The sequence below is a fragment of the Serratia sp. HNCC26DJ206 genome, from assembly GCF_057180605.1.
Window position 1 is genome coordinate 12,437 of record NZ_JBXUGP010000040.1, and the last position, 21,000, is coordinate 33,436.

Here is a 21,000-nt window from a genome sequence, read left to right on the forward strand (position 1 = left end):
TTTCTCCAACAATCCGAAAAGCAGGGGCGTTACACGCGACGTTTTTTCGGTGGACGACAACCGTTATGAGGAATCGGAGTCACATCAGTAATATTAGTGATGCGGAAACCAGCCGCATTAAGAGCGCGGATAGTAGACTCACGACCAGGACCAGGTCCTTTAACCATAACTTCCAGGTTCTTGATACCGTATTCTTTTACTGCGTCAGCACAACGTTCTGCTGCAACCTGAGCTGCAAACGGAGTTGACTTACGAGAACCACGGAAACCGGAACCACCGGCAGTTGCCCAACCCAAAGCATTACCCTGACGATCGGTAATAGTTACAATGGTGTTGTTGAAAGAAGCATGGATATGAGCCACGCCGTCAGAGACTTGTTTTCTTACACGCTTACGTGTACGAACAGGTGCCTTTGCCATTATTCAATCACCCCGATTATTTCTTGATCGGTTTACGCGGACCCTTACGGGTACGTGCGTTGGTCTTAGTACGCTGACCGCGCACTGGCAGACCACGACGATGGCGTAAACCACGGTATGTACCAAGATCCATCAGACGCTTGATGCTCAGGGTAACTTCACGACGCAAATCACCTTCAACAGTGAATTTGGCAACTGCTTCACGCAATTGTTCAATTTGCTCTTCAGACAGCTCACTGATCTTAACATTTTCAGCAATACCCGTAGCAGCACAGATGGACTGTGAACGAGTTTTGCCGATTCCGAAGATCGACGTTAACGCGATAACGGTATGTTTATGATCAGGAATGTTAATGCCTGCTATACGGGCCACTATGCACTCCTACTTATTTTTACGGCAACACCATTCTGAAAAGCCCGTTTTCAGGATACTCAAATAATGTTGCAGCTACATACAAAAGATTGGCTGGCTAATCTAGCCAGCTCAACCCAACTTTGCAAGAAAAATATGCGAGATAATCAGCCTTGACGCTGTTTATGCTTCGGCTCGGCACTGCAAATCACACGCACGACACCGTCACGCTTAACGATTTTGCAGTTACGACATAATTTCTTGACGGAAGCACGAACTTTCATTTTTACTCTCCGTAACTTCTCAAACGCACCTGATTAGCGGTTATAGCCTTTCAGGTTTGCTTTCTTCAATGCAGACTCGTACTGACTTGACATCATCAGAGTTTGCACTTGAGCCATAAAGTCCATGATGACGACAACCACGATCAGTAGCGAGGTACCACCAAAGTAGAATGGTACTTTCATTGCATCACGCATGAACTCCGGGATCAGGCAGATGAAAGTAATGTACATCGCGCCCACCAGGGTTAAACGCGTCATTACTTTATCGATATACTTCGCCGTTTGCTCTCCCGGACGAATTCCTGGTACGAAGGCACCGGACTTCTTCAGGTTATCTGCTGTTTCACGCGGGTTGAATACCAACGCCGTGTAGAAGAAACAGAAGAAGATGATTGCAGACGCATAGAGTAACACATAAAGCGGTTGTCCAGGCTGCAAATACAGCGAAATCGTTGTCAGCCAGTTCCAACCGGTACCGCCCCCAAACCAGGATGCAATCGTGGCAGGGAACAGAATAATACTGGAAGCAAAGATTGCAGGTATTACCCCTGCCATATTCACTTTCAGCGGTAAGTGTGTGCTCTGTGCTGCGTAAACACGACGACCTTGTTGACGTTTCGCATAGTTAACGACAATACGACGTTGACCACGTTCAATGAAAACAACGAAGAAGGTTACTGCAAACACTAATACTGCAACCAACAGCAACAGGAGGAAGTGCAGGTCGCCTTGCCGAGCTTGCTCAATAGTATGGCCTACTGCCGGCGGTAAACCCGCCACAATACCCGCGAAGATGATGATCGAGATACCGTTACCGATACCGCGCTCAGTAATCTGCTCACCCAGCCACATCAGGAACATTGTCCCGGTAACCAAGCTCACCACCGCAGTAAAGTAGAATGCAAAGCCTGGGTTTAACACCAGACCCTGCATACCAGGCATATTCGGCAGACCGGTAGCAATACCGATCGACTGGAATATGGCCAATACCAGCGTACCGTAGCGGGTATACTGGCTAATCTTGCGACGGCCAGCCTCCCCTTCTTTCTTGATCTCCGCTAACGTTGGGTGAACCACCGTCAACAGTTGGATGATGATCGATGCCGAAATATACGGCATGATCCCCAGAGCAAAGATAGAAGCACGGCTGAGAGCACCACCAGAGAACATGTTAAACATTTCAATGATGGTGCCTCTCTGCTGCTCAAGCAATTTGGCAAGCACAGTGGCATCGATACCAGGAATCGGAATGAAAGAGCCGATGCGGAAAACAATCAGCGCGCCGATAACAAACAAAAGTCTGCGCTTCAGCTCGCCGAGTCCGCCTTTAGCACTTTGAAAATCTAATCCTGGTTGCTTAGCCATCTGCTACTTATTCCTCAATTTTACCGCCAGCAGCTTCGATAGCAGCACGAGCGCCTTTGGTGACACGCAGACCACGCAGGGTAACCGGACGAGCGATTTCGCCAGAAAGCATAACTTTCGCGAATTCGATCTGGGTACCAACAACGTTAGCGGCTTTCAGCGTGTTCAGGTCGATTACGTCGCCTTCAATCAGAGCCAGTTCAGACAGACGAACTTCTGCCGTAATCATAGCTTTGCGAGAGGTGAAGCCGAATTTCGGCAAACGACGATATAAAGGCATCTGACCACCTTCAAAACCACGACGTACGCCACCGCCAGAACGAGACTTCTGACCTTTGTGACCACGGCCGCCGGTTTTACCCAGGCCAGAACCAATACCACGACCTACACGCTTCGGCGCATGCTTGGCACCTTCAGCCGGAGACAGAGTATTTAAACGCATCTGTTACTCCTCAACTTTAACCATGTAGGAAACCAGGTTGATCATACCGCGTACAGCAGGAGTATCCTCGCGCTCTACGGTGTGACCAATACGACGCAGACCCAGACCGAGCAGTGTAGCTTTATGCTTCGGCAGACGGCCAATGGAGCTGCGAACTTGTGTTACTTTGATAGTCTTAGCCATGGTCAATTACCCCAGAATGTCTGCAACGGATTTACCACGCTTGGCAGCGACCATTTCAGGAGACTTCATATTTGCCAAAGCATCGATAGTTGCACGAACCACGTTGATCGGGTTGGTGGAACCATAAGCTTTAGCCAATACGTTGTGCACCCCAGCAACTTCGAGAACGGCGCGCATTGCACCCCCCGCGATGATACCGGTACCTTCGTGAGCTGGCTGCATGAACACACGGGACCCCGTATGAGCACCTTTAACAGGGTGCTGCAGAGTGCCGCCATTCAGCGCGACATTCATCATGTTGCGACGGGCTTTTTCCATCGCTTTCTGGATCGCTGCTGGAACTTCGCGTGCTTTGCCGTAGCCAAAACCAACGCGACCGTTACCATCACCAACAACTGTCAGTGCGGTAAAGCTGAAAATACGGCCACCTTTTACGGTTTTAGATACGCGGTTTACCGCGATCAGCTTTTCCTGCAGTTCGCCAGCTTGTTTTTCGATGTGAGCCATCTTAAACCTCTTCCTTAGAACTGAAGGCCAGCTTCACGGGCAGCATCTGCCAGTGCCTGGACTCGACCATGATATTGGAAACCGGAACGGTCAAAGGATACTTTCGCAATCCCTTTTTCCAACGCGCGCTCAGCCAGAGCTTTACCTACGGCTGCTGCTGCGTCTTTGTTACCGGAATACTTCAATTGCTCAGAGATAGCTTTTTCTACAGTAGAAGCAGCTACCAGTACTTCAGAACCATTTGGAGCAATAACCTGTGCGTAAATGTGACGCGGGGTACGATGTACCACCAGGCGGGTTGCTCCCAGTTCTTTGATCTTACGGCGTGCGCGGGTCGCACGACGGATACGAGCAGATTTCTTATCCATAGTGTTACCTTACTTCTTCTTAGCCTCTTTGGTACGCACGACTTCGTCGGCGTAACGGACACCCTTGCCTTTGTAAGGCTCAGGACGGCGGTAGGCACGCAGATCTGCAGCAACCTGGCCAATAACTTGCTTATCAGCGCCTTTCAGCACGATTTCAGTTTGGCTTGGGCATTCAGCAGTAATACCTGCTGGCAGCTGATGATCGATTGGGTGAGAAAAGCCCAGGGCTAAATTCACCACATTGCCTTTAACAGCAGCACGATAACCAACACCTACCAGTTGAAGCTTCTTAGTGAAGCCGTCGGTAACACCGACAACCATTGCGTTCAGCAAAGCACGCGTGGTACCCGCTTGGGCCCATGCATTAGCAAAGCCTTCGCGCGGGGCGAAAGTCAGTGCGTTAGCTTCTTGCGTAACGATAACGGCGTCGTGGACTGTACGAGTCAGCTCGCCGTTCTTACCCTTAATCGAAATAACCTGACCGTTGAGTTTTACCTCTACGCCGGCAGGAATGACGACGGGTGCTTTTGCAACACGAGACATTCTTTCCTCCCGAATTAAGCTACGTAGCAGATAATCTCGCCACCAAGACCAGCTTGGCGAGCTGCACGATCGGTCATAACACCTTTAGAGGTAGAAATAACAGCGATACCCAAACCGGCCATAACTTTTGGCAACGCATCTTTTTTCTTATAGATACGCAGACCTGGACGGCTGATACGCTGAATGCTTTCTACCACTGCCGTGCCCTGGAAGTACTTCAGTACCAGTTCCAGAACAGGCTTGGCATCGCCTTCGACTTTGAAATCTTCAATAAACCCTTCTTCCTTCAGCACGTTGGCAATTGCCACTTTCAGCTTGGAGGAAGGCATGGTGACCGCAACTTTGTTCGCGGCTTGACCGTTACGGATACGGGTCAGCATATCCGCGATCGGATCTTGCATGCTCATCTGTCTTTACTCCCGTGATTCAATTGGTAATTACCAGCTAGCCTTTTTCAAGCCTGGTACTTCACCGCGCATGGCGGCTTCACGTAGCTTGATACGGCTCAACCCGAATTTGCCCACATAACCATGTGGACGGCCAGTTTGGCGGCAGCGTTTGCGCTGACGAGACGGGCTGGAATCACGCGGCAGACTCTGCAGCTTGAGAACAGCATCCCAACGATCTTCGTCGGAAGAGTTCACACCGGAAATAATAGCTTTCAATTCCTCGCGCTTAGCGCGGTACTTGTTAGCCAGTTTCACGCGAACAACTTCGCGTGCTTTCATTGATTGTTTAGCCATCAGTAACCCTGCCTTACTTGCGGAACGGGAATTTGAAAGCAGCCAACAGCGCGCGGCCTTCATCATCAGATTTCGCAGTAGTGGTAATGGTAATATCCAAACCACGAACGCGATCGACTTTGTCGTAGTCGATTTCTGGGAAGATGATTTGCTCACGTACACCCATGCTGTAGTTTCCACGACCATCGAATGACTTAGCGGACAAGCCACGGAAGTCACGGATACGTGGAACAGCGATGGAAATCAGACGCTCAAAGAACTCCCACATGCGTTCGCCACGCAGAGTTACTTTACAGCCGATCGGATAGCCCTGGCGGATTTTGAAGCCTGCAACAGATTTGCGTGCTTTGGTGATAAACGGCTTTTGACCGGAGATTGCTGCCAAGTCGGCTGCTGCATTGTCCAGCAGTTTCTTGTCAGCGATCGCTTCACCAACACCCATATTCAGGGTGATCTTCTCGACCCGAGGGACTTGCATGACAGAGTTGTAATCAAACTGAGACATCAGTTGTTTGACTACCTCGTCTTTGTAGTAATCATGCAGTTTCGCCATCGTCATACTCCAAATTACTTGATAGTTTCGCTATTTGACTTGAAGAAACGGACTTTTTTGCCGTCTTCGAATCTAAAGCCTACACGGTCAGCCTTACCAGTAGCCGTGTTAAAGAGAGCAATGTTAGAAACTTGAATAGCAGCTTCTTTTTCAACAATGCCACCTGGTTGGTTCAGGGCCGGTACAGGCTTCTGATGTTTCTTAACCAGGTTAATCCCTTCAACAATGACCTTACTAGCAGACAGGACATTTTTTACTTTACCGCGTTTACCTTTGTCTTTCCCGGTAATCACGATAACTTCGTCATCACGACGGATTTTCGCTGCCATGGTTCGCTCCTTAGAGTACTTCTGGTGCCAGAGAGATAATTTTCATGAACTTCTCATTACGCAGTTCACGAGTTACCGGCCCAAAAATACGCGTACCGATAGGCTGCTCGCTATTATTGTTTAAAATAACGCATGCATTACCATCGAAGCGAATGACAGAACCGTCCGGGCGACGTACACCCTTCTTGGTGCGCACCACTACCGCCTTCAGCACATCGCCTTTCTTCACCTTACCGCGAGGAATTGCTTCCTTGATGGTAATTTTGATGACGTCGCCGATGCCTGCGTAGCGACGGTGCGAGCCACCTAGAACCTTGATACACATTACGCGACGTGCACCGGAGTTGTCGGCCACGTTCAGCATAGTCTGTTCTTGGATCATGTTAGTGCTCCGCTAATGTCAACTACAACTTTAGGACCTATTACTAGGTCGTTGAAAAGCCCCATAACTGAGGGCGCGGCATTATAACACCGCTTCCAAAGTATGGGTAGAAAAAATAAACGGCTCACTTTCTGAGCCGTTTATTAAGTTAGAGCCAGCTACTCTATTACAGAATCGCTTTCTCTACAACGCGAACCAACGTCCAAGACTTAGTCTTAGACAGTGGACGGCATTCGCGGATTTCTACCACGTCGCCGATCACACATTCGTTGTTCTCGTCATGTACATGCAGCTTAGTCGTACGCTTGATGAACTTCCCGTAAATTGGGTGTTTCACCGTACGTTCGATAGCAACAACCATGGATTTCTCCATTTTGTCACTAACAACACGACCTTGCAGAGTACGGATAATATCAGTCATTTACGCACCCGCCTTTTCAGTCAGTAAAGTCTTAACACGTGCGACATTACGACGCACTTGCTTCAACAGGTGAGTTTGTTGCAGTTGGCCACTCGCCGCCTGCATGCGTAAGTTAAATTGCTCACGCAGCAGGTTGAGCAGCTCAGTGTTCAGCTCTTCAACACTTTTTTGACGCAGCTCTTGTGCTTTCATTACATCACCGTCTTAGTTACAAAGGTGGTTTTGATCGGCAGTTTCGCTGCTGCCAGCTTGAACGCTTCACGGGCGATTTCTTCCGGCACACCGTCCATTTCGTACAGGACCTTACCAGGTTGGATCAGGGCAACCCAATACTCCACGTTCCCCTTACCTTTACCCATACGCACTTCAAGCGGCTTCTCGGTGATCGGTTTGTCCGGGAATACACGGATCCAGATCTTACCTTGACGCTTAACTGCACGAGTCATTGCACGACGAGCTGCTTCGATTTGACGAGCAGTCAGACGGCCACGGCCAACAGCTTTCAGACCGAAAGTGCCGAAGCTAACATCCGTACCTTGCGCCAGACCACGGTTGCGGCCCTTGTGCACCTTACGGAATTTTGTACGCTTTGGTTGTAACATCAGCGACTCTCCTTACTTGCGGCCTTTACGCTGCTGCTTTTTAGGTTGAGCAGCCGGTTCCGGTTGTTCAACTGCAGCCATACCACCCAGGATCTCACCTTTGAAGATCCATACCTTAACGCCGATTACACCATAAGTGGTGTGCGCTTCAGATGTGTTGTAATCGATATCCGCACGCAGTGTGTGCAACGGAACACGACCTTCACGGTACCATTCGGTACGCGCGATTTCAGCACCGCCAAGGCGGCCGCTTACTTCAACTTTGATACCTTTAGCGCCAAGACGCATTGCGTTCTGTACAGCACGCTTCATAGCACGGCGGAACATAACGCGACGTTCCAGCTGTGAAGTGATGCTGTCAGCAACCAATTTAGCGTCAAGTTCCGGTTTACGGACTTCGGCGATGTTAATTTGCGCAGGAACGCCAGCGATATCCGCTACGACCTTACGCAGTTTTTCGACATCTTCACCTTTCTTGCCGATAACGATGCCTGGACGAGCGGTGTGAATAGTCACACGGATGCTCTTCGCAGGACGCTCGATAACGATGCGCGAAACGGAAGCTTTCGCCAGTTCTTTAGTCAAGAATTGGCGAACTTTAAAGTCGCTGTCCAGGTTGTCAGCGAATTCTTTGGTATTCGCGTACCAAGTAGAGTTCCAAGGTTTGACAATACCCAGGCGAATACCATTAGGATGTACTTTCTGACCCATTGCTAGTCTCCAGAGTCTCAGCGATCGGACACAACCACAGTAATGTGGCTGGTGCGCTTCAGGATGCGATCTGCACGACCTTTTGCACGCGGCATAATGCGCTTCATGCTTGGGCCTTCGTCGACGAAGATTTTCGTGACTTTCAGATCATCGATGTCAGCGCCATCGTTGTGTTCTGCGTTAGCAATGGCAGACTCCAGCACTTTCTTAACCAGACCAGCAGCTTTCTTGTTGGTGTAGGTCAGGGTTTCCAGAGCTTGCGACACTTTCTTACCGCGGATCAGGTCTGCAACAAGGCGAACCTTCTGAGCAGAAGAACGAGCGTGGCGATGTTTAGCGATAGTTTCCATCTCTTCCTCCTACCTTAGCGCTTTTTAGCTTTTTTATCAGCCGCATGGCCGCGATAAGTACGAGTCGGCGCGAATTCACCCAGTTTGTGACCGACCATTTCATCGGAAACGAACACTGGTACGTGCTGACGACCATTATGGACAGCGATGGTCAAACCGATCATGTTAGGAAAGATCGTTGAACGACGGGACCAAGTGCGCAAAGGCTTCTTGTCACCGCTTTCCACCGCTTTCTCTACCTTCTTCAGCAAGTGCAGGTCAATAAAAGGACCTTTCTTGAGAGAACGTGGCATGGCTTATCCTCTAATTATTTTTTACTACGGCGACGTACGATGAACTTGTCAGTACGCTTGTTGCTACGGGTCTTCTTACCTTTGGTCTGAACGCCCCACGGAGTTACCGGGTGCTTACCAAAGTTACGACCTTCACCACCACCGTGCGGGTGATCGACTGGGTTCATCGCCGTACCGCGAACGGTAGGACGAACACCACGCCAACGTGCAGCACCTGCTTTACCCAGAACGCGAAGCATATGTTCAGCGTTACCGACTTCACCCAGGGTGGCGCGGCAATCAACTGGAACTTTACGCATTTCGCCAGAGCGCAGACGCAGAGTTACGTAGGAACCATCACGTGCAACGATCTGAACGTAAGCACCAGCAGAACGAGCCAGCTGGCCGCCTTTACCTGGTTTCATTTCTACGTTATGAACCGTTGAACCGACTGGAATGTTGCGCATCGGCAGGGTGTTACCCGCTTTGATTGCAGCATCAACACCAGATTGGATCTGGTCACCAGCTTTCAGGCCTTTCGGCGCCAGGATGTAACGGCGTTCGCCGTCTTTGTACAGAACCAGCGCGATATTCGCGGAACGGTTCGGATCGTACTCCAGACGCTCAACCACAGCAGGGATACCATCTTTGTTGCGTTTGAAGTCAACCAGACGATAGTGTTGCTTGTGGCCACCACCGATATGACGGGTGGTGATACGACCATTGTTGTTACGGCCACCGCTTTTGCTCAATTTCTCAAGCAACGGGGCGTAAGGTTTACCCTTGTGCAGCTCAGGGTTAACCACTTTAACAACATGGCGACGACCCGGAGATGTAGGTTTACATTTAACAATTGCCATTGTTCTTACTCCTCCGACTTACTCTGCGCCGCCGATGAAGTCCAGGTTCTGGCCTTCTTTCAGGGTGACGTAAGCTTTTTTCCAGTCGCTACGACGACCAACACGCTGACCGTGACGCTTCACTTTCCCTTTAACGACCAGGGTGTTAACGTCTTCGACTTCGACTTCAAACAGTTTCTGCACTGCAGCTTTGATTTCTGCTTTGGTCGCGTCTTTGGCAACTTTGAGAACGATGGTGTTACTTTTTTCCATCGCAGCGGATGCTTTTTCAGACACGTGCGGTGCACGCAGCACTTTCAGCAAACGTTCTTCACGAATCATGCCAGCATCTCCTCAACTTGCTTCACAGCATCAGCAGTCATAACCACTTTGTCGAAGGCGATCAGGCTGACTGGGTCGATACCTGCTACATCGCGCACGTCAACCTTGTACAGGTTACGCGCAGCCAGGAACAGATTCTCATCCAGTTCACCGGTCACGATCAGCACATCTTCCAGGGCCATATCTTTCAGTTTCTGTGCCAGCAGCTTAGTTTTAGGCGCTTCTACAGAAAACTTCTCGACAACGATCAGACGATCTTGACGTACCAGTTCGGACAGGATGCTTTTCAGCGCGCCGCGGTACATCTTTTTGTTTACTTTCTGACTGTGGTCCTGTGGCTTGGCAGCGAAGGTTACACCACCGGAACGCCAGATCGGGCTCTTTACAGAACCTGAACGCGCACGGCCAGTACCTTTCTGACGCCACGGTTTTTTACCGGAACCAGTTACTTCAGCACGGGTCTTCTGAGCACGAGTACCTTGACGGGCACCTGCTGCATAAGCAACAACAACCTGGTGTACCAGCGCTTCGTTGAAATCACGACCGAAGGTAGTTTCGGAAACAGTCAGCGCGCTTTGCGCGTCTTTCAATACTAATTCCATTGCTATCCCCTTACGCCTTCACAGCTGGTTTAACGATCAGGTTGCCACCAGTTGCGCCCGGTACAGCACCCTTAACCAGCAGCAGGTTGCGCTCAGCGTCAACACGTACTACGTCCAGGCTTTGAACGGTTACACGCTCGTCACCCAGGTGGCCAGCCATTTTCTTGCCTTTGAACACTTTGCCCGGAGTCTGGTTCTGACCGATAGAACCCGGAACGCGGTGAGACAAGGAGTTACCGTGGGTAGCATCTTGGGTACGGAAGTTCCAGCGCTTTACAGTGCCAGCAAAACCTTTACCTTTAGAAGTACCGGTAACGTCGACTTTTTTAACGTCAGAGAAAATCTCAACGCTAATTTCTTGACCTGCAGTGAACTCTTGACCTTCTTCAAGGCGGAATTCCCACAGACCACGGCCAGCTTCAACGCCAGCTTTAGCGAAATGACCCGCTTCCGGTTTAGTCACACGGTTAGCTTTTTTGCTACCGGTAGTGACCTGAACGGCACGGTACCCGTCGCTCGCCAGGTCTTTAACCTGAGTCACGCGGTTCGCTTCAATTTCAATTACGGTTACTGGGATAGAAACGCCATCTTCAGTGAAGATACGGGTCATACCCACTTTTTTACCGACTAAACCAATCATTGTTTCAACCTCTCAATCGCTCAATGACCTGATTAACCCAGGCTGATCTGCACGTCTACACCGGCAGCCAGATCCAGACGCATCAGAGCATCAACGGTTTTCTCGGTTGGCTCAACGATGTCAACCAGACGCTTGTGAGTGCGGATCTCGTACTGATCGCGCGCATCTTTGTTGACGTGCGGAGAGATCAGAACGGTAAAGCGCTCTTTGCGAGTTGGCAGCGGGATCGGACCACGGACTTGCGCACCAGTGCGCTTAGCAGTCTCGACGATTTCCGCAGTTGATTGATCGATCAGACGATGATCAAACGCTTTCAGGCGGATACGGATTCTTTGGTTCTGCATGAGACCAGAGCTCCAATTATTTATAAACGTAAATAATTACTCCTCACACCCATTTCGATTGATGGGGGAGTGTAATCGTCAACATATAACCCCCATATCGGGAGTATTGTTCGAAGGGCAAAGCGGACTTGCCAATCGACTGATTCGCTAAAATCAGGCTTACCTTGATTAGGTAAGCCCGCGCATTATACGCAAAACGGGCCAGGTTGCAAGTAACGGATGGAAATATGCTCAGGATTACGGCGATTTTGGTTTGCAGTGACGCTTTGAGGTAAAACAGAGGAAGTGGCAATAATTGATAATAGCCCCCTAACCTATTGCTCTTACATCACGAGTCAGGCGAGGGGCTATAGAAAAACCGTGAAAATCAGTCTTTACGTTCGAGTATCTGTGCTTGGGCATAATTTTGAATGCCGAGACGTTCAATCAGACTCAGCTCAGTTTCCAGCCAGTCGATATGCTCTTCTTCATCAGCTAAAACATCCTTCATCAGGTCACGGCTGACATAATCATGGATGGAATCAGCATAAGCGATACCTTCACGCAGGTTCTTGGCACCTTCCAGTTCCAACGCTAGGTCAGATCTCAACATCTCTTCAATATCTTCGCCAATATTCAACTTGCCGAGGTCTTGCAGATTAGGTAACCCCTCAAGGAACAAAATACGCTCGATATAACGATCGGCATGTTTCATTTCGTCGATAGACTCGTGATATTCCTTATCATTAAGGCGCATTAGTCCCCAATTTTTGAACATTCGCGCATGCAGGAAGTATTGATTGATGGCAACCAGCTCGTTACCGAGCAGTTTGTTAAGATGAGCAATGAGTTTTTTATCGCCTTTCATGGGTGTGTCCTCCTGGGCAGTTCTAGAAGTGTAGAACCTGCGGACCAAGAGTCAAAAAATAACCACACCTTTAATTAAGCGACTTCATGCATATGGATAACAGTCGCACATTCCTCCGCCATAATTTGCCTTGCCTGACGGATACACTTCCCGCAGTCACTGCCGAACGGCACCAGGTCACGCAATTGCTTCATGGTATGGGGATTGTGCTGACGCACCGCTTTACGGATTGCTTTATCAGTCACGGCATTACACAGACATACGTACATGGAGAGACTCACTTCTTAACCAGTACAGCAAGTCTAAATGGGAATGGTTTTTATTTCAATTAACATTTAAATAAATCGTATAAAAAAAGGGCACCGAAGTGCCCTCTTTTCGTGCTGACAAGTTACTGGCTATTAAGCGAGAACTTTAGCAACAACGCCCGCACCTACAGTACGGCCGCCTTCACGGATTGCGAAACGCAGGCCGTCATCCATCGCGATTGGGTGAATCAGGGTAACAACCATGTTCACGTTATCGCCTGGCATTACCATCTCTACGCCTTCTGGCAGTTCGATGGTACCGGTCACGTCAGTCGTACGGAAGTAGAACTGTGGACGGTAGCCTTTGAAGAATGGCGTATGACGACCACCTTCTTCTTTGCTCAGGATATACACTTCTGAGTCAAATTTGGTGTGTGGCTTGATAGAGCCTGGCTTAGCCAGAACCTGACCACGTTCGATGTCTTCACGCTTGATACCACGCAGCAGAACACCCACGTTCTCACCAGCACGGCCTTCGTCCAGCAGTTTGCGGAACATTTCAACGCCAGTACAGGTAGACTTAACGGTGTCTTTGATACCAACGATTTCAACTTCTTCGCCAACTTTAACGATACCGCGCTCAACACGACCGGTCACTACGGTACCACGACCGGAGATGGAGAATACGTCTTCGATTGGCAGCAGGAACGGCTTATCAATCGCACGCTCTGGTTCTGGGATGTAAGAATCCAGGTGACCAGCCAGCTCGATGATCTTCGCTTCCCACTCTGGCACGCCATTCAGCGCTTGCAGAGCTGAACCACGAACCACTGGCAGATCATCACCAGGGAAGTCATACGCAGACAGAAGCTCACGCACTTCCATTTCTACCAGTTCCAGCAGCTCTTCATCATCAACCATGTCACATTTGTTCATGAACACGATGATGTAAGGAACGCCAACCTGGCGACCCAGCAGGATGTGCTCACGGGTCTGCGGCATTGGGCCGTCAGTCGCAGCAACAACCAGGATTGCGCCGTCCATCTGAGCAGCACCGGTGATCATGTTTTTCACATAGTCAGCGTGCCCTGGGCAGTCAACGTGCGCGTAGTGGCGGCTCGGGGTGTCATATTCAACGTGAGAAGTGTTGATGGTGATACCACGGGCTTTTTCTTCTGGCGCGTTATCGATCTGGTCGAAAGCACGTGCGTTACCGCCGTAGGTTTTAGCCAGTACGGTGGTGATTGCTGCAGTCAGGGTAGTTTTACCATGGTCAACGTGGCCGATAGTACCAACGTTAACGTGCGGTTTGGAACGTTCAAATTTTTCTTTAGACACGGCTATATTCCTTACTCTTATGCTCCCCCCTCATGGAGAGAGCACTGATCAATGTGTTAAACCCGAAAGCTTATTTACCACGGGCTTCAATAACGGCCTGAGCGACGTTGTTCGGCGCATCATCGTACTTCAGAAACTCCATGGAGTAAGAAGCACGGCCTTTGGTCAGAGAACGCAGTTGAGTCGCGTATCCAAACATCTCGGACAACGGAACTTCAGCGCGAATCTGAACGCCAGTAGCGTTGGATTCCTGACCTTTCAGTTGACCACGACGACGGCTAAGATCACCGATGACATCACCAGTGTTCTCTTCCGGCGTTTCAACTTCAACCTTCATGATAGGCTCAAGCAAAACGGGTTTCGCTTTCTTAAAGCCATCTTTAAAGGCGATAGACGCGGCCAGTTTAAACGCCAATTCGGAGGAGTCAACATCGTGGAAAGAACCGAAATGCAGACGCACACCGAGATCAACTACCGGATAACCGGCCAGTGGACCAGACTTAAGCTGTTCCTGGAGACCCTTATCAATGGCAGGGATGTATTCCGTTGGGATCACACCACCTTTAATGTCATTGATGAACTCGTAGCCTTTCGGATTTGAGCCCGGCTCCAGCGGGTACATGTCGATCACAACATGACCATACTGGCCACGACCACCAGACTGCTTGGCGTGTTTACCTTCGATATCGGTAACTTTCGCGCGAATCGCTTCACGGTAAGCAACCTGCGGTTTACCGACGTTAGCTTCAACGTTAAATTCGCGACGCATACGGTCAACCAGGATATCCAGGTGAAGCTCACCCATCCCTGCGATGATAGTCTGACCTGATTCTTCGTCAGTCCATACGCGGAATGATGGATCTTCTTTCGCCAGACGGCCCAGAGCCAGACCCATTTTTTCCTGGTCAGCTTTGGTTTTTGGTTCTACAGCAACCGAAATTACCGGCTCTGGGAATTCCATACGCTCAAGAATGATCGGGCTAGCAGGATCGCACAGTGTATCACCGGTAGTGACATCCTTCAGACCGATAGCCGCAGCGATATCGCCCGCACGTACTTCTTTAATCTCTTCACGCTTGTTAGCGTGCATCTGAACGATACGGCCCAGGCGCTCACGAGCGGTCTTCACTGAGTTCAGAACGGTGTCGCCGGAGTTAACTACGCCAGAGTACACACGGAAGAACGTCAGGTTACCCACGAATGGGTCGGTAGCGATTTTAAACGCCAGTGCAGAGAACGGCTCTGAGTCGTCAGAATGACGCACAGCCGGCGTGTCTTTACCGTCATCCAAAATACCGTTGATGGCTTCAACGTCATTTGGTGCTGGCAGGTATTCGACAACCGCATCCAGCATTGCCTGTACGCCTTTGTTTTTAAACGCAGAACCACAGGTAACCAGGATAATTTCGTTGTTCAGCACGCGGCTTCGCAGAGCTTTTTTGATTTCTTGCTCGGTCAGTTCTTCACCGCCCAAGTATTTGTCCATTAGCTCATCTGAGGCTTCAGCAGCAGATTCAACCAGATTCTGGTGCCACTCGGCAGCCAGTTCCTGCATGTCAGCCGGGATCTCTTCATATTCGAAGGTCACGCCCTGATCAGCATCGTTCCAGTTGATCGCTTTCATTTTCACCAGGTCAATAACACCAGTGAATTTCTCTTCTGCACCGATCGCCAGTTGCAATGGGACTGGATTCGCCCCCAGACGGGATTTGAGCTGACCAACAACTTTCAGGAAGTTAGCACCCATACGGTCCATTTTGTTAACGAACGCGATGCGTGGAACTTTATATTTGTTGGCCTGACGCCATACAGTTTCAGACTGCGGCTGAACACCACCAACAGCACAGTAAACCATTACCGCACCATCAAGAACACGCATGGAACGTTCTACTTCGATGGTGAAGTCAACGTGCCCTGGGGTATCGATGATGTTTACACGGTGCGGCTCAAACTGCTTGGCCATACCAGACCAGAAAGCAGTTGTCGCTGCAGAAGTAATGGTAATACCACGCTCCTGCTCCTGTTCCATCCAGTCCATGGTGGCAGCGCCGTCATGAACTTCACCGATTTTATGGTTTACACCGGTGTAGAACAGAATACGTTCGGTAGTGGTGGTCTTACCGGCGTCGATGTGAGCACTGATACCGATGTTACGATAACGCTCAATGGGTGTTGTACGAGCCATTTGATTCCTCTATTGCCTTAGGCGTTCAAGTTCGGTTAATCCAAGCGGGTTAGCCACTTGAGGCGCCCGCTTGGTTAGCATAACTACAGCGTGGTAATTACCAGCGGTAGTGGGCGAACGCCTTGTTGGCTTCTGCCATACGGTGAACGTCTTCACGCTTCTTAACAGCAGAACCTTTGTTCTCTGCTGCGTCAGACAGTTCGTTCGCTAGGCGCAGAGCCATGGATTTATCACCACGTTTACGAGCAGCATCAACGATCCAGCGCATTGCCAAGGCATTACGACGAACCGGGCGAACTTCAACTGGAACCTGATAAGTAGAACCACCAACACGGCGAGACTTAACTTCTACAGTCGGGCGAACGTTGTCGAGAGCGACTTCGAAAGCTTCCAGGTGGCCTTTACCAGAACGCTGGGCCAGGGTTTCCAGCGCGGTATAGACGATTGCTTCTGCAGTAGATTTTTTACCATCTACCATCAGGATATTTACAAATTTGGCCAACAGCTCGGATCCGAACTTAGGATCTGGCAGGATTTTACGTTGACCAATGACGCGACGACGTGGCATGGAAATACTCCGTTTTTAATTCAGGATTGTCCAAAACTCTACGAGTTTATTTTGACATTAAAGTGAAAATGTTTGGCCTTACTTAACGAAGAACCATTAAGCCTTTGGCTTCTTCACGCCGTACTTGGAACGAGCTTGCTTACGGTCTTTAACACCGGAGCAGTCAAGTGCGCCGCGAACGGTGTGGTAACGCACACCTGGCAGGTCTTTAACACGACCGCCACGGATCAGGATCACGGAGTGCTCTTGCAAGTTGTGGCCTTCACCACCAATGTAAGAACTCACTTCGAAACCGTTAGTCAAACGCACACGGCATACTTTACGCAGTGCGGAGTTTGGTTTTTTCGGGGTAGTAGTATATACGCGGGTACATACACCACGTTTCTGCGGGCAGGCTTCCAGCGCTGGAACGTTGCTTTTAGCAGCCTTCACAGAGCGTGGTTTGCGAACCAGCTGATTAATTGTTGCCATTAAAAAGCTCCTGGTTTTGCTTCGTTTGTTGCTTCGTAAACATGTGATAAATCCCCTCGTATGCACTACTGGCAAAGTACGAGGACGCAGAATTTTATGGCTGACCAGTAGAGGTGTCAAGAAATATACAACATCCCGTTCATTACCAGTTCATTTGGTTGCGGTGCCTTTCGGTTAATTCAACGAAAAGAGTATAGCTGATGAGTGTGACATTGTGCGAAATATGACCACAAAGCCCTCTGGCATCCACATCATCCTGCAGCGCGTAAAGGGATATGGGGGCATTGAGCAGCAAATCAAGGTGGATGCTGCCGGTGAGGCCCGCCAACACGCCGTCCTGCAGCAACAGCAAGGCATCATCTGGCGTGGTGAGTCGTAGCAAGGCGGGCAAATCGCACTGACTCGGAGAATGGCTCAAGGTATACAGCATCAAAATATCCTACTAGAAAGTCAGCACCACATCATAGCTGGCTAGCTTTTGGCGCAGCGTATCGGCGGGCAGAATCTCTGCCTCCAGCACCCAGTCAGTGACCTGTTGCAACCCGCGCTCCCGCAACGCGGTTTCGCAGAGATAACAGTTTTCAACGTCATACAACGGCAATACGCCGAAAGTAGCGATGTAATTACGGGCCAGAATCTTTTCAGGTTGCTGACCAGGCAAAAGCTGTAACACTCCGTCGCCGATAAAGAACACGCCAATATCTTCGCTCAGTGCCGAAGTGGCCAGCAGCGCATCCAGCCCCTCTCGGCCGGCGGAACTGCCATGGGGTCCATGAGTAAAAACAAACGCCACTCGTTTCATTTTGCTCTCTTAAAACTGTACCAGGCGATCGCAGCTCAATGCGGCTTCCGCCAGCGATCCCAAACCGCTGAGGGTAAATCCCTCCTGCAAGTTAGCCGCTACCAGCCCAAGCTGTGCGGCTTCCTGCTCATCGGTGATACCACGCCGCAAGGCGGCAGCGACGCAGATATTCAGCTCAATGCCGTGCTGCCTGGACAACGTTGCCCAAGCACGTACCAAGTCAAACTCATCGTTCGCCGGAGAAGTCAGTTGATTGCCGTTCAAGACACCTTCGCGGTAAAAAAACACGCTGGAGATCTTGTGCCCTGCCGCCAGCAACGCCTGAGCAAACTGCCAAGCACTGCTGGCCTGTTGAGTACCATACGCCGGGCCAGTGACCAACAGGCAGTAATTCAGCATCAACGCTCACTTCCCAGCAGATCGCCGCTTTTAAACTGGCGGATATACAGATACACGGTATGTTTGGAGATATTCAGGCGCTCGGCAACCTGGTTAATCGCATCCTTGATATCAAAGATGCCTTTTTCGTAGAGATTGAGCACTATCTGGCGATTTTTGGCGTTATTGGACACGTTGCGATCGACATTCACCTCTTCGATGGTGAACTCCAACGTTTGGGCGACCAGATCGTCAACCGAAGAGGCGAAGTTGACCGAAGAGGCCACTTCTTGCATTTCTGGTGGCATAAAGGTCTGTATCACCTGCGAGAACGGTACATCAAGGTTCATGTTGATACACAGTAAACCAATCACGCGTTGCTCGCGGTTGCGGATAGCGATAGTCACCGACTTCATCAGCACGCCGCTTTTGGCGCGGGTGAAATAGGCTTTGGAGACGCTGCTGTCAGCACCCGCCATATCGTGCAGCATGCGCAACGCCAAATCGGTGATCGGCGAACCGATTTTACGCCCGGTATGTTCGCCATTGGCAATACGCACTGCTGAACATTTCAGGTCTTCCAACGAATGCAGTACGATTTCACAGTGGGCACCGATCAGCATTGCCAGACCGTCGACCACGGCTTCGTACGACTTCAGGATTTCATGATCCGTCTGGCTAAACGGACGCTCATTCAGCAAATCAAGTTCGCTGGCTTCGCTGGATAAAAGCGAATTAGACATCGAAGATACCACCCTCATAGATCGCCTGTGCCAGGGGACGCAGCTAAAACTGCTCGTGCAGATTCCGTTCCATCAGCGGGAGGCCAGAAACAGCTTTAGATACACGCCCTAAGGGGCAGACGCATGATTCATAAATCCAGACCCTGAGTCTAGCAAAACTGCCAGATCAAAATCCTTGCATTTGCGCGTGATAGTGACGTTAAGCCCGATGCCCGGCAGGCGTCAAGCGATCAGTAAGGGGAGAAATAAAAGTTGCAGGGAATTTTGCATTATTCGGTGAGGCTGAAATGACAACCGCCGCGAAGGGCATTCGCGGCGGTTGGGGGAAAAATACGCTTATTTTGCTTTAGCGTCTGCTGCTGGCTCTTCAGCCCCTTTCTCTGCTGCTTTTTCTTCTACGGCTTTTTCTTCCACGGCTTTCTCGTCGGCTTTAGCCGCTGGTTTCACATCCAGCAACTCAACGTCGAAGACCAGAGTGGAGTTAGCAGGGATGCCCGGGACGCCCGTTTTACCGTAGGCCAGCGCTGGTGGGATAACCAACTTGATTTTGCCGCCTTTCTTGATCTGCTTCAGGCCTTCGGTCCAGCCAGGGATCACCCCATCCAGACGGAATGACAGCGGCTCACCACGGGTGTAAGAGTTGTCAAACTCAGTACCGTCGGTCAGAGTCCCTTTGTAGTTCACTACCACGGTATCGCTGTCTTTCGGTGCTTCACCAGCACCTTCTTTCTCTACCAGGTACAGCAAGCCAGACTCAGTTTTTTTCACGCCTTTCTCTTTGGCGAAGGTTTCACTGTATTTAGCGCCTTTTGCTTCGTTTTCTTTCGCATCCTGCTCCATCTTCGCCTGAGCAGAAGCCTTCACGCGCGCTTCAAAACTCTGCAGGGTTTTCTCGATATCTGCATCGTTCAGTTTGCTCTTGTTGGCAAATGCATCCTGAACACCAGAGATCAACTGGTCTTTATCCAGTGCGATACCCAGTTTTTCCTGTTCTTTCAGCGAGTTTTCCATGTAGCGGCCCAGTGAGGCACCCAGTGCATAAGCAGCCTGCTCATCGTCATTCTTGAACTTGCCAGTGCTTGGTGCTTCTGCTGGTTTAGCGGGTGCAGCCGCAGTGTCAGCGGGTTTAGCGGCATCAGCAGCCATTACCTGAGTGGTACCCAGAGCGAAAGCCATGGTAGTTGCCAGAAGCGTGACTTTAAACAAAGATTTCATCCATTTCTCCAGTGTTTGAAGCAATGCCTCAAACGATCATTAAGTAAGTTAACCGGGCTACTATAGCTGCCTGAAACAAAACAAAACAGTCACACAGCTAACCAATCGAGTCAAAGTGTGACCCTAGATTTGCCTATAAGTTTCCAGCTTCTGCCTAGCTGGCTGATAATTCAGAACTTTCGCCTATGGCAGACACGCTGGATTATCAACCTTACGGCTTGAAGCGCCCTTTATTCTCAGCACATCCTAGAGATGCGGTGGGAGCGACAAACACCACGTTCACAAATAGCGCAGCGCAAAGCTGGCAGCTACTGTTAACATAGCGCCAGTATCCCAGATTGAACAGTACCAGAGGTAATATCATGCACAATGCCGACAACGAAAGTCTGTTAAAACGGCTGGAAGAGTTGGAAAGCCGTCAGGCCTTTCAGGAAGTCACGATTGAAGAGCTTAATCAAACCGTCGTACAGCATCAGCTTGAAATGCTGAAGCTGCAAGAGCATCTGCGTTTACTCACCGATAAGCTGCGTGCTACGCAACCTTCAATGATCGCCTCGCAGTCAGAAGAAACGCCGCCGCCACATTACTAAATTAGTAAAAAAGGCCACCGAA

The 21,000-nt window shown here is 50.1% G+C and carries 37 protein-coding genes; 1 reads left to right on the forward strand and 36 read right to left on the reverse strand.

Annotated elements, in window-relative coordinates; genetic code table 11:
- Positions 1-29: 29 nt before the first annotated feature.
- The 36 genes from rpsK to fkpA all read right to left on the reverse strand — a co-directional run bounded on the left by rpsK (position 30) and on the right by fkpA (position 20,388).
- A complete protein-coding gene (gene rpsK, locus AC2A1E_RS21200) occupies positions 30-419 on the reverse strand; it encodes a 30S ribosomal protein S11 (RefSeq protein WP_004929731.1) in 390 nt (129 codons plus the stop codon).
- A gap of 16 nt (positions 420-435) precedes the next feature.
- Entirely contained in the window at positions 436-792 is a 357-nt protein-coding gene (gene rpsM, locus AC2A1E_RS21205) for a 30S ribosomal protein S13 (RefSeq protein WP_025123454.1), read from the reverse strand.
- 146 nt (positions 793-938) lie between these two features.
- Positions 939-1,055, reverse strand: coding sequence for a 50S ribosomal protein L36 (gene rpmJ, locus AC2A1E_RS21210; RefSeq protein ID WP_037402687.1), 117 nt, complete (start codon positions 1,053-1,055; stop codon positions 939-941).
- Between the two features lie 33 nt (positions 1,056-1,088).
- Complete coding sequence (gene secY / locus AC2A1E_RS21215) at positions 1,089-2,420, reverse strand: preprotein translocase subunit SecY (RefSeq protein WP_473189581.1); 1,332 nt, start codon at positions 2,418-2,420, stop codon at positions 1,089-1,091.
- Between the two features lie 7 nt (positions 2,421-2,427).
- Entirely contained in the window at positions 2,428-2,862 is a 435-nt protein-coding gene (gene rplO / locus AC2A1E_RS21220; protein WP_024912197.1) for a 50S ribosomal protein L15, read from the reverse strand.
- Positions 2,863-2,865: 3 nt separating this feature from the next.
- Entirely contained in the window at positions 2,866-3,045 is a 180-nt protein-coding gene (gene rpmD / locus AC2A1E_RS21225; RefSeq protein ID WP_004956161.1) for a 50S ribosomal protein L30, read from the reverse strand.
- A 6-nt stretch (positions 3,046-3,051) separates the two neighbouring features.
- Complete coding sequence (gene rpsE, locus AC2A1E_RS21230) at positions 3,052-3,552, reverse strand: 30S ribosomal protein S5 (RefSeq protein WP_021182220.1); 501 nt, start codon at positions 3,550-3,552, stop codon at positions 3,052-3,054.
- A 14-nt stretch (positions 3,553-3,566) separates the two neighbouring features.
- On the reverse strand, positions 3,567-3,920 hold the full coding sequence (gene rplR / locus AC2A1E_RS21235) for a 50S ribosomal protein L18 (protein ID WP_459400347.1): 354 nt from the start codon (positions 3,918-3,920) through the stop codon (positions 3,567-3,569).
- 9 nt (positions 3,921-3,929) lie between these two features.
- Positions 3,930-4,463: a 50S ribosomal protein L6 gene (gene rplF / locus AC2A1E_RS21240; RefSeq protein WP_459400348.1), complete on the reverse strand. Its 534-nt coding sequence runs from the start codon at positions 4,461-4,463 to the stop codon at positions 3,930-3,932.
- 14 nt (positions 4,464-4,477) lie between these two features.
- The gene (gene rpsH, locus AC2A1E_RS21245) at positions 4,478-4,870 is read right to left on the reverse strand and encodes a 30S ribosomal protein S8 (RefSeq protein WP_459400349.1); all 393 of its coding nucleotides are present in this window, start codon (positions 4,868-4,870) and stop codon (positions 4,478-4,480) included.
- 30 nt (positions 4,871-4,900) lie between these two features.
- Complete coding sequence (rpsN, locus tag AC2A1E_RS21250; protein ID WP_076943279.1) at positions 4,901-5,206, reverse strand: 30S ribosomal protein S14; 306 nt, start codon at positions 5,204-5,206, stop codon at positions 4,901-4,903.
- 13 nt (positions 5,207-5,219) lie between these two features.
- Positions 5,220-5,759 carry a 50S ribosomal protein L5 gene (rplE, locus tag AC2A1E_RS21255; RefSeq protein ID WP_459400350.1) on the reverse strand — a complete coding sequence of 180 codons (540 nt, stop codon included), beginning with the start codon at positions 5,757-5,759 and terminating at the stop codon, positions 5,220-5,222.
- A 14-nt stretch (positions 5,760-5,773) separates the two neighbouring features.
- Positions 5,774-6,088 (reverse strand): 50S ribosomal protein L24, encoded by a 315-nt coding sequence (gene rplX, locus AC2A1E_RS21260; protein WP_459400351.1) that lies wholly within the window; start codon positions 6,086-6,088, stop codon positions 5,774-5,776.
- Between the two features lie 10 nt (positions 6,089-6,098).
- Positions 6,099-6,470: a 50S ribosomal protein L14 gene (gene rplN, locus AC2A1E_RS21265; RefSeq protein WP_020837240.1), complete on the reverse strand. Its 372-nt coding sequence runs from the start codon at positions 6,468-6,470 to the stop codon at positions 6,099-6,101.
- A gap of 166 nt (positions 6,471-6,636) precedes the next feature.
- Positions 6,637-6,891 carry a 30S ribosomal protein S17 gene (gene rpsQ, locus AC2A1E_RS21270; protein ID WP_459400352.1) on the reverse strand — a complete coding sequence of 85 codons (255 nt, stop codon included), beginning with the start codon at positions 6,889-6,891 and terminating at the stop codon, positions 6,637-6,639.
- Positions 6,892-7,083, reverse strand: coding sequence for a 50S ribosomal protein L29 (gene rpmC, locus AC2A1E_RS21275; RefSeq protein ID WP_024912203.1), 192 nt, complete (start codon positions 7,081-7,083; stop codon positions 6,892-6,894).
- Positions 7,083-7,493 carry a 50S ribosomal protein L16 gene (gene rplP, locus AC2A1E_RS21280; protein ID WP_076943277.1) on the reverse strand — a complete coding sequence of 137 codons (411 nt, stop codon included), beginning with the start codon at positions 7,491-7,493 and terminating at the stop codon, positions 7,083-7,085. The genes rpmC and rplP overlap by 1 nt, the downstream gene beginning before the upstream one ends.
- Before the next feature lie 12 nt (positions 7,494-7,505).
- Positions 7,506-8,204: a 30S ribosomal protein S3 gene (gene rpsC, locus AC2A1E_RS21285; RefSeq protein ID WP_004956187.1), complete on the reverse strand. Its 699-nt coding sequence runs from the start codon at positions 8,202-8,204 to the stop codon at positions 7,506-7,508.
- A 17-nt stretch (positions 8,205-8,221) separates the two neighbouring features.
- Positions 8,222-8,554: a 50S ribosomal protein L22 gene (gene rplV, locus AC2A1E_RS21290; RefSeq protein WP_002223844.1), complete on the reverse strand. Its 333-nt coding sequence runs from the start codon at positions 8,552-8,554 to the stop codon at positions 8,222-8,224.
- Between the two features lie 14 nt (positions 8,555-8,568).
- Positions 8,569-8,847: a 30S ribosomal protein S19 gene (rpsS, locus tag AC2A1E_RS21295; protein ID WP_004929772.1), complete on the reverse strand. Its 279-nt coding sequence runs from the start codon at positions 8,845-8,847 to the stop codon at positions 8,569-8,571.
- Positions 8,848-8,861: 14 nt separating this feature from the next.
- The gene (gene rplB / locus AC2A1E_RS21300; RefSeq protein WP_024912205.1) at positions 8,862-9,686 is read right to left on the reverse strand and encodes a 50S ribosomal protein L2; all 825 of its coding nucleotides are present in this window, start codon (positions 9,684-9,686) and stop codon (positions 8,862-8,864) included.
- Between the two features lie 18 nt (positions 9,687-9,704).
- The gene (gene rplW, locus AC2A1E_RS21305) at positions 9,705-10,007 is read right to left on the reverse strand and encodes a 50S ribosomal protein L23 (protein ID WP_004951179.1); all 303 of its coding nucleotides are present in this window, start codon (positions 10,005-10,007) and stop codon (positions 9,705-9,707) included.
- Positions 10,004-10,609, reverse strand: coding sequence for a 50S ribosomal protein L4 (rplD, locus tag AC2A1E_RS21310; RefSeq protein ID WP_004929779.1), 606 nt, complete (start codon positions 10,607-10,609; stop codon positions 10,004-10,006). The genes rplW and rplD overlap by 4 nt, the downstream gene beginning before the upstream one ends.
- 10 nt (positions 10,610-10,619) lie before the next feature.
- On the reverse strand, positions 10,620-11,249 hold the full coding sequence (gene rplC, locus AC2A1E_RS21315) for a 50S ribosomal protein L3 (protein WP_459400353.1): 630 nt from the start codon (positions 11,247-11,249) through the stop codon (positions 10,620-10,622).
- Positions 11,250-11,281: 32 nt separating this feature from the next.
- A complete protein-coding gene (gene rpsJ, locus AC2A1E_RS21320) occupies positions 11,282-11,593 on the reverse strand; it encodes a 30S ribosomal protein S10 (RefSeq protein WP_001181005.1) in 312 nt (103 codons plus the stop codon).
- A gap of 367 nt (positions 11,594-11,960) precedes the next feature.
- Complete coding sequence (gene bfr, locus AC2A1E_RS21325) at positions 11,961-12,440, reverse strand: bacterioferritin (RefSeq protein WP_484385398.1); 480 nt, start codon at positions 12,438-12,440, stop codon at positions 11,961-11,963.
- 74 nt (positions 12,441-12,514) lie between these two features.
- Positions 12,515-12,709 (reverse strand): bacterioferritin-associated ferredoxin, encoded by a 195-nt coding sequence (gene bfd / locus AC2A1E_RS21330; protein ID WP_459402884.1) that lies wholly within the window; start codon positions 12,707-12,709, stop codon positions 12,515-12,517.
- 132 nt (positions 12,710-12,841) lie between these two features.
- Complete coding sequence (gene tuf / locus AC2A1E_RS21335) at positions 12,842-14,026, reverse strand: elongation factor Tu (RefSeq protein WP_484385399.1); 1,185 nt, start codon at positions 14,024-14,026, stop codon at positions 12,842-12,844.
- Between the two features lie 70 nt (positions 14,027-14,096).
- Positions 14,097-16,211: an elongation factor G gene (gene fusA, locus AC2A1E_RS21340; protein ID WP_484385400.1), complete on the reverse strand. Its 2,115-nt coding sequence runs from the start codon at positions 16,209-16,211 to the stop codon at positions 14,097-14,099.
- Positions 16,212-16,308: 97 nt separating this feature from the next.
- Positions 16,309-16,779 carry a 30S ribosomal protein S7 gene (gene rpsG / locus AC2A1E_RS21345; protein ID WP_021181637.1) on the reverse strand — a complete coding sequence of 157 codons (471 nt, stop codon included), beginning with the start codon at positions 16,777-16,779 and terminating at the stop codon, positions 16,309-16,311.
- A 96-nt stretch (positions 16,780-16,875) separates the two neighbouring features.
- Entirely contained in the window at positions 16,876-17,250 is a 375-nt protein-coding gene (gene rpsL, locus AC2A1E_RS21350) for a 30S ribosomal protein S12 (protein ID WP_024914452.1), read from the reverse strand.
- A 142-nt stretch (positions 17,251-17,392) separates the two neighbouring features.
- A complete protein-coding gene (tusB, locus tag AC2A1E_RS21355; protein ID WP_484385401.1) occupies positions 17,393-17,680 on the reverse strand; it encodes a sulfurtransferase complex subunit TusB in 288 nt (95 codons plus the stop codon).
- Between the two features lie 12 nt (positions 17,681-17,692).
- Positions 17,693-18,052: a sulfurtransferase complex subunit TusC gene (gene tusC / locus AC2A1E_RS21360; RefSeq protein WP_459400358.1), complete on the reverse strand. Its 360-nt coding sequence runs from the start codon at positions 18,050-18,052 to the stop codon at positions 17,693-17,695.
- Positions 18,053-18,061: 9 nt separating this feature from the next.
- Positions 18,062-18,451 (reverse strand): sulfurtransferase complex subunit TusD, encoded by a 390-nt coding sequence (gene tusD / locus AC2A1E_RS21365; RefSeq protein ID WP_484385402.1) that lies wholly within the window; start codon positions 18,449-18,451, stop codon positions 18,062-18,064.
- Complete coding sequence (locus AC2A1E_RS21370; RefSeq protein ID WP_459400360.1) at positions 18,451-19,173, reverse strand: helix-turn-helix transcriptional regulator; 723 nt, start codon at positions 19,171-19,173, stop codon at positions 18,451-18,453. Before AC2A1E_RS21370 ends, tusD begins: the two co-directional genes overlap by 1 nt.
- A 336-nt stretch (positions 19,174-19,509) precedes the next feature.
- On the reverse strand, positions 19,510-20,388 hold the full coding sequence (gene fkpA / locus AC2A1E_RS21375; protein ID WP_484385403.1) for an FKBP-type peptidyl-prolyl cis-trans isomerase: 879 nt from the start codon (positions 20,386-20,388) through the stop codon (positions 19,510-19,512).
- Positions 20,389-20,750: 362 nt separating this feature from the next.
- Here fkpA and AC2A1E_RS21380 point away from each other — a divergent pair, with 362 nt between their 5' ends.
- Complete coding sequence (locus AC2A1E_RS21380; RefSeq protein ID WP_459400362.1) at positions 20,751-20,978, forward strand: protein SlyX; 228 nt, start codon at positions 20,751-20,753, stop codon at positions 20,976-20,978.
- Positions 20,979-21,000: the final 22 nt, after the last annotated feature.

What these genes read in the sequence shown, in the direction of transcription:
- rpsK (WP_004929731.1), bottom strand. Translation starts at nt 419, where the DNA reads ATGGCAAAGGCACCTGTTCGTACACGTAAGCGTGTAAGAAAACAAGTC.
- rpmJ (WP_037402687.1), bottom strand. Translation starts at nt 1,055, where the DNA reads ATGAAAGTTCGTGCTTCCGTCAAGAAATTATGTCGTAACTGCAAAATC.
- secY (WP_473189581.1), bottom strand. Translation starts at nt 2,420, where the DNA reads ATGGCTAAGCAACCAGGATTAGATTTTCAAAGTGCTAAAGGCGGACTC.
- rplO (WP_024912197.1), bottom strand. Translation starts at nt 2,862, where the DNA reads ATGCGTTTAAATACTCTGTCTCCGGCTGAAGGTGCCAAGCATGCGCCG.
- rpmD (WP_004956161.1), bottom strand. Translation starts at nt 3,045, where the DNA reads ATGGCTAAGACTATCAAAGTAACACAAGTTCGCAGCTCCATTGGCCGT.
- rpsE (WP_021182220.1), bottom strand. Translation starts at nt 3,552, where the DNA reads ATGGCTCACATCGAAAAACAAGCTGGCGAACTGCAGGAAAAGCTGATC.
- rplR (WP_459400347.1), bottom strand. Translation starts at nt 3,920, where the DNA reads ATGGATAAGAAATCTGCTCGTATCCGTCGTGCGACCCGCGCACGCCGT.
- rplF (WP_459400348.1), bottom strand. Translation starts at nt 4,463, where the DNA reads ATGTCTCGTGTTGCAAAAGCACCCGTCGTCATTCCTGCCGGCGTAGAG.
- rpsH (WP_459400349.1), bottom strand. Translation starts at nt 4,870, where the DNA reads ATGAGCATGCAAGATCCGATCGCGGATATGCTGACCCGTATCCGTAAC.
- rpsN (WP_076943279.1), bottom strand. Translation starts at nt 5,206, where the DNA reads ATGGCTAAACAATCAATGAAAGCACGCGAAGTTGTTCGCGTGAAACTG.
- rplE (WP_459400350.1), bottom strand. Translation starts at nt 5,759, where the DNA reads ATGGCGAAACTGCATGATTACTACAAAGACGAGGTAGTCAAACAACTG.
- rplX (WP_459400351.1), bottom strand. Translation starts at nt 6,088, where the DNA reads ATGGCAGCGAAAATCCGTCGTGATGACGAAGTTATCGTGATTACCGGG.
- rplN (WP_020837240.1), bottom strand. Translation starts at nt 6,470, where the DNA reads ATGATCCAAGAACAGACTATGCTGAACGTGGCCGACAACTCCGGTGCA.
- rpsQ (WP_459400352.1), bottom strand. Translation starts at nt 6,891, where the DNA reads ATGACTGATATTATCCGTACTCTGCAAGGTCGTGTTGTTAGTGACAAA.
- rpmC (WP_024912203.1), bottom strand. Translation starts at nt 7,083, where the DNA reads ATGAAAGCACAAGAGCTGCGTCAAAAAAGTGTTGAAGAGCTGAACACT.
- rplP (WP_076943277.1), bottom strand. Translation starts at nt 7,493, where the DNA reads ATGTTACAACCAAAGCGTACAAAATTCCGTAAGGTGCACAAGGGCCGC.
- rpsC (WP_004956187.1), bottom strand. Translation starts at nt 8,204, where the DNA reads ATGGGTCAGAAAGTACATCCTAATGGTATTCGCCTGGGTATTGTCAAA.
- rplV (WP_002223844.1), bottom strand. Translation starts at nt 8,554, where the DNA reads ATGGAAACTATCGCTAAACATCGCCACGCTCGTTCTTCTGCTCAGAAG.
- rpsS (WP_004929772.1), bottom strand. Translation starts at nt 8,847, where the DNA reads ATGCCACGTTCTCTCAAGAAAGGTCCTTTTATTGACCTGCACTTGCTG.
- rplB (WP_024912205.1), bottom strand. Translation starts at nt 9,686, where the DNA reads ATGGCAATTGTTAAATGTAAACCTACATCTCCGGGTCGTCGCCATGTT.
- rplW (WP_004951179.1), bottom strand. Translation starts at nt 10,007, where the DNA reads ATGATTCGTGAAGAACGTTTGCTGAAAGTGCTGCGTGCACCGCACGTG.
- rplD (WP_004929779.1), bottom strand. Translation starts at nt 10,609, where the DNA reads ATGGAATTAGTATTGAAAGACGCGCAAAGCGCGCTGACTGTTTCCGAA.
- rplC (WP_459400353.1), bottom strand. Translation starts at nt 11,249, where the DNA reads ATGATTGGTTTAGTCGGTAAAAAAGTGGGTATGACCCGTATCTTCACT.
- rpsJ (WP_001181005.1), bottom strand. Translation starts at nt 11,593, where the DNA reads ATGCAGAACCAAAGAATCCGTATCCGCCTGAAAGCGTTTGATCATCGT.
- bfr (WP_484385398.1), bottom strand. Translation starts at nt 12,440, where the DNA reads ATGAAAGGCGATAAAAAACTCATTGCTCATCTTAACAAACTGCTCGGT.
- bfd (WP_459402884.1), bottom strand. Translation starts at nt 12,709, where the DNA reads ATGTACGTATGTCTGTGTAATGCCGTGACTGATAAAGCAATCCGTAAA.
- fusA (WP_484385400.1), bottom strand. Translation starts at nt 16,211, where the DNA reads ATGGCTCGTACAACACCCATTGAGCGTTATCGTAACATCGGTATCAGT.
- rpsG (WP_021181637.1), bottom strand. Translation starts at nt 16,779, where the DNA reads ATGCCACGTCGTCGCGTCATTGGTCAACGTAAAATCCTGCCAGATCCT.
- rpsL (WP_024914452.1), bottom strand. Translation starts at nt 17,250, where the DNA reads ATGGCAACAATTAATCAGCTGGTTCGCAAACCACGCTCTGTGAAGGCT.
- tusB (WP_484385401.1), bottom strand. Translation starts at nt 17,680, where the DNA reads ATGCTGTATACCTTGAGCCATTCTCCGAGTCAGTGCGATTTGCCCGCC.
- tusC (WP_459400358.1), bottom strand. Translation starts at nt 18,052, where the DNA reads ATGAAACGAGTGGCGTTTGTTTTTACTCATGGACCCCATGGCAGTTCC.
- tusD (WP_484385402.1), bottom strand. Translation starts at nt 18,451, where the DNA reads ATGCTGAATTACTGCCTGTTGGTCACTGGCCCGGCGTATGGTACTCAA.
- AC2A1E_RS21370 (WP_459400360.1), bottom strand. Translation starts at nt 19,173, where the DNA reads ATGTCTAATTCGCTTTTATCCAGCGAAGCCAGCGAACTTGATTTGCTG.
- fkpA (WP_484385403.1), bottom strand. Translation starts at nt 20,388, where the DNA reads ATGAAATCTTTGTTTAAAGTCACGCTTCTGGCAACTACCATGGCTTTC.
- AC2A1E_RS21380 (WP_459400362.1), top strand. Translation starts at nt 20,751, where the DNA reads ATGCACAATGCCGACAACGAAAGTCTGTTAAAACGGCTGGAAGAGTTG.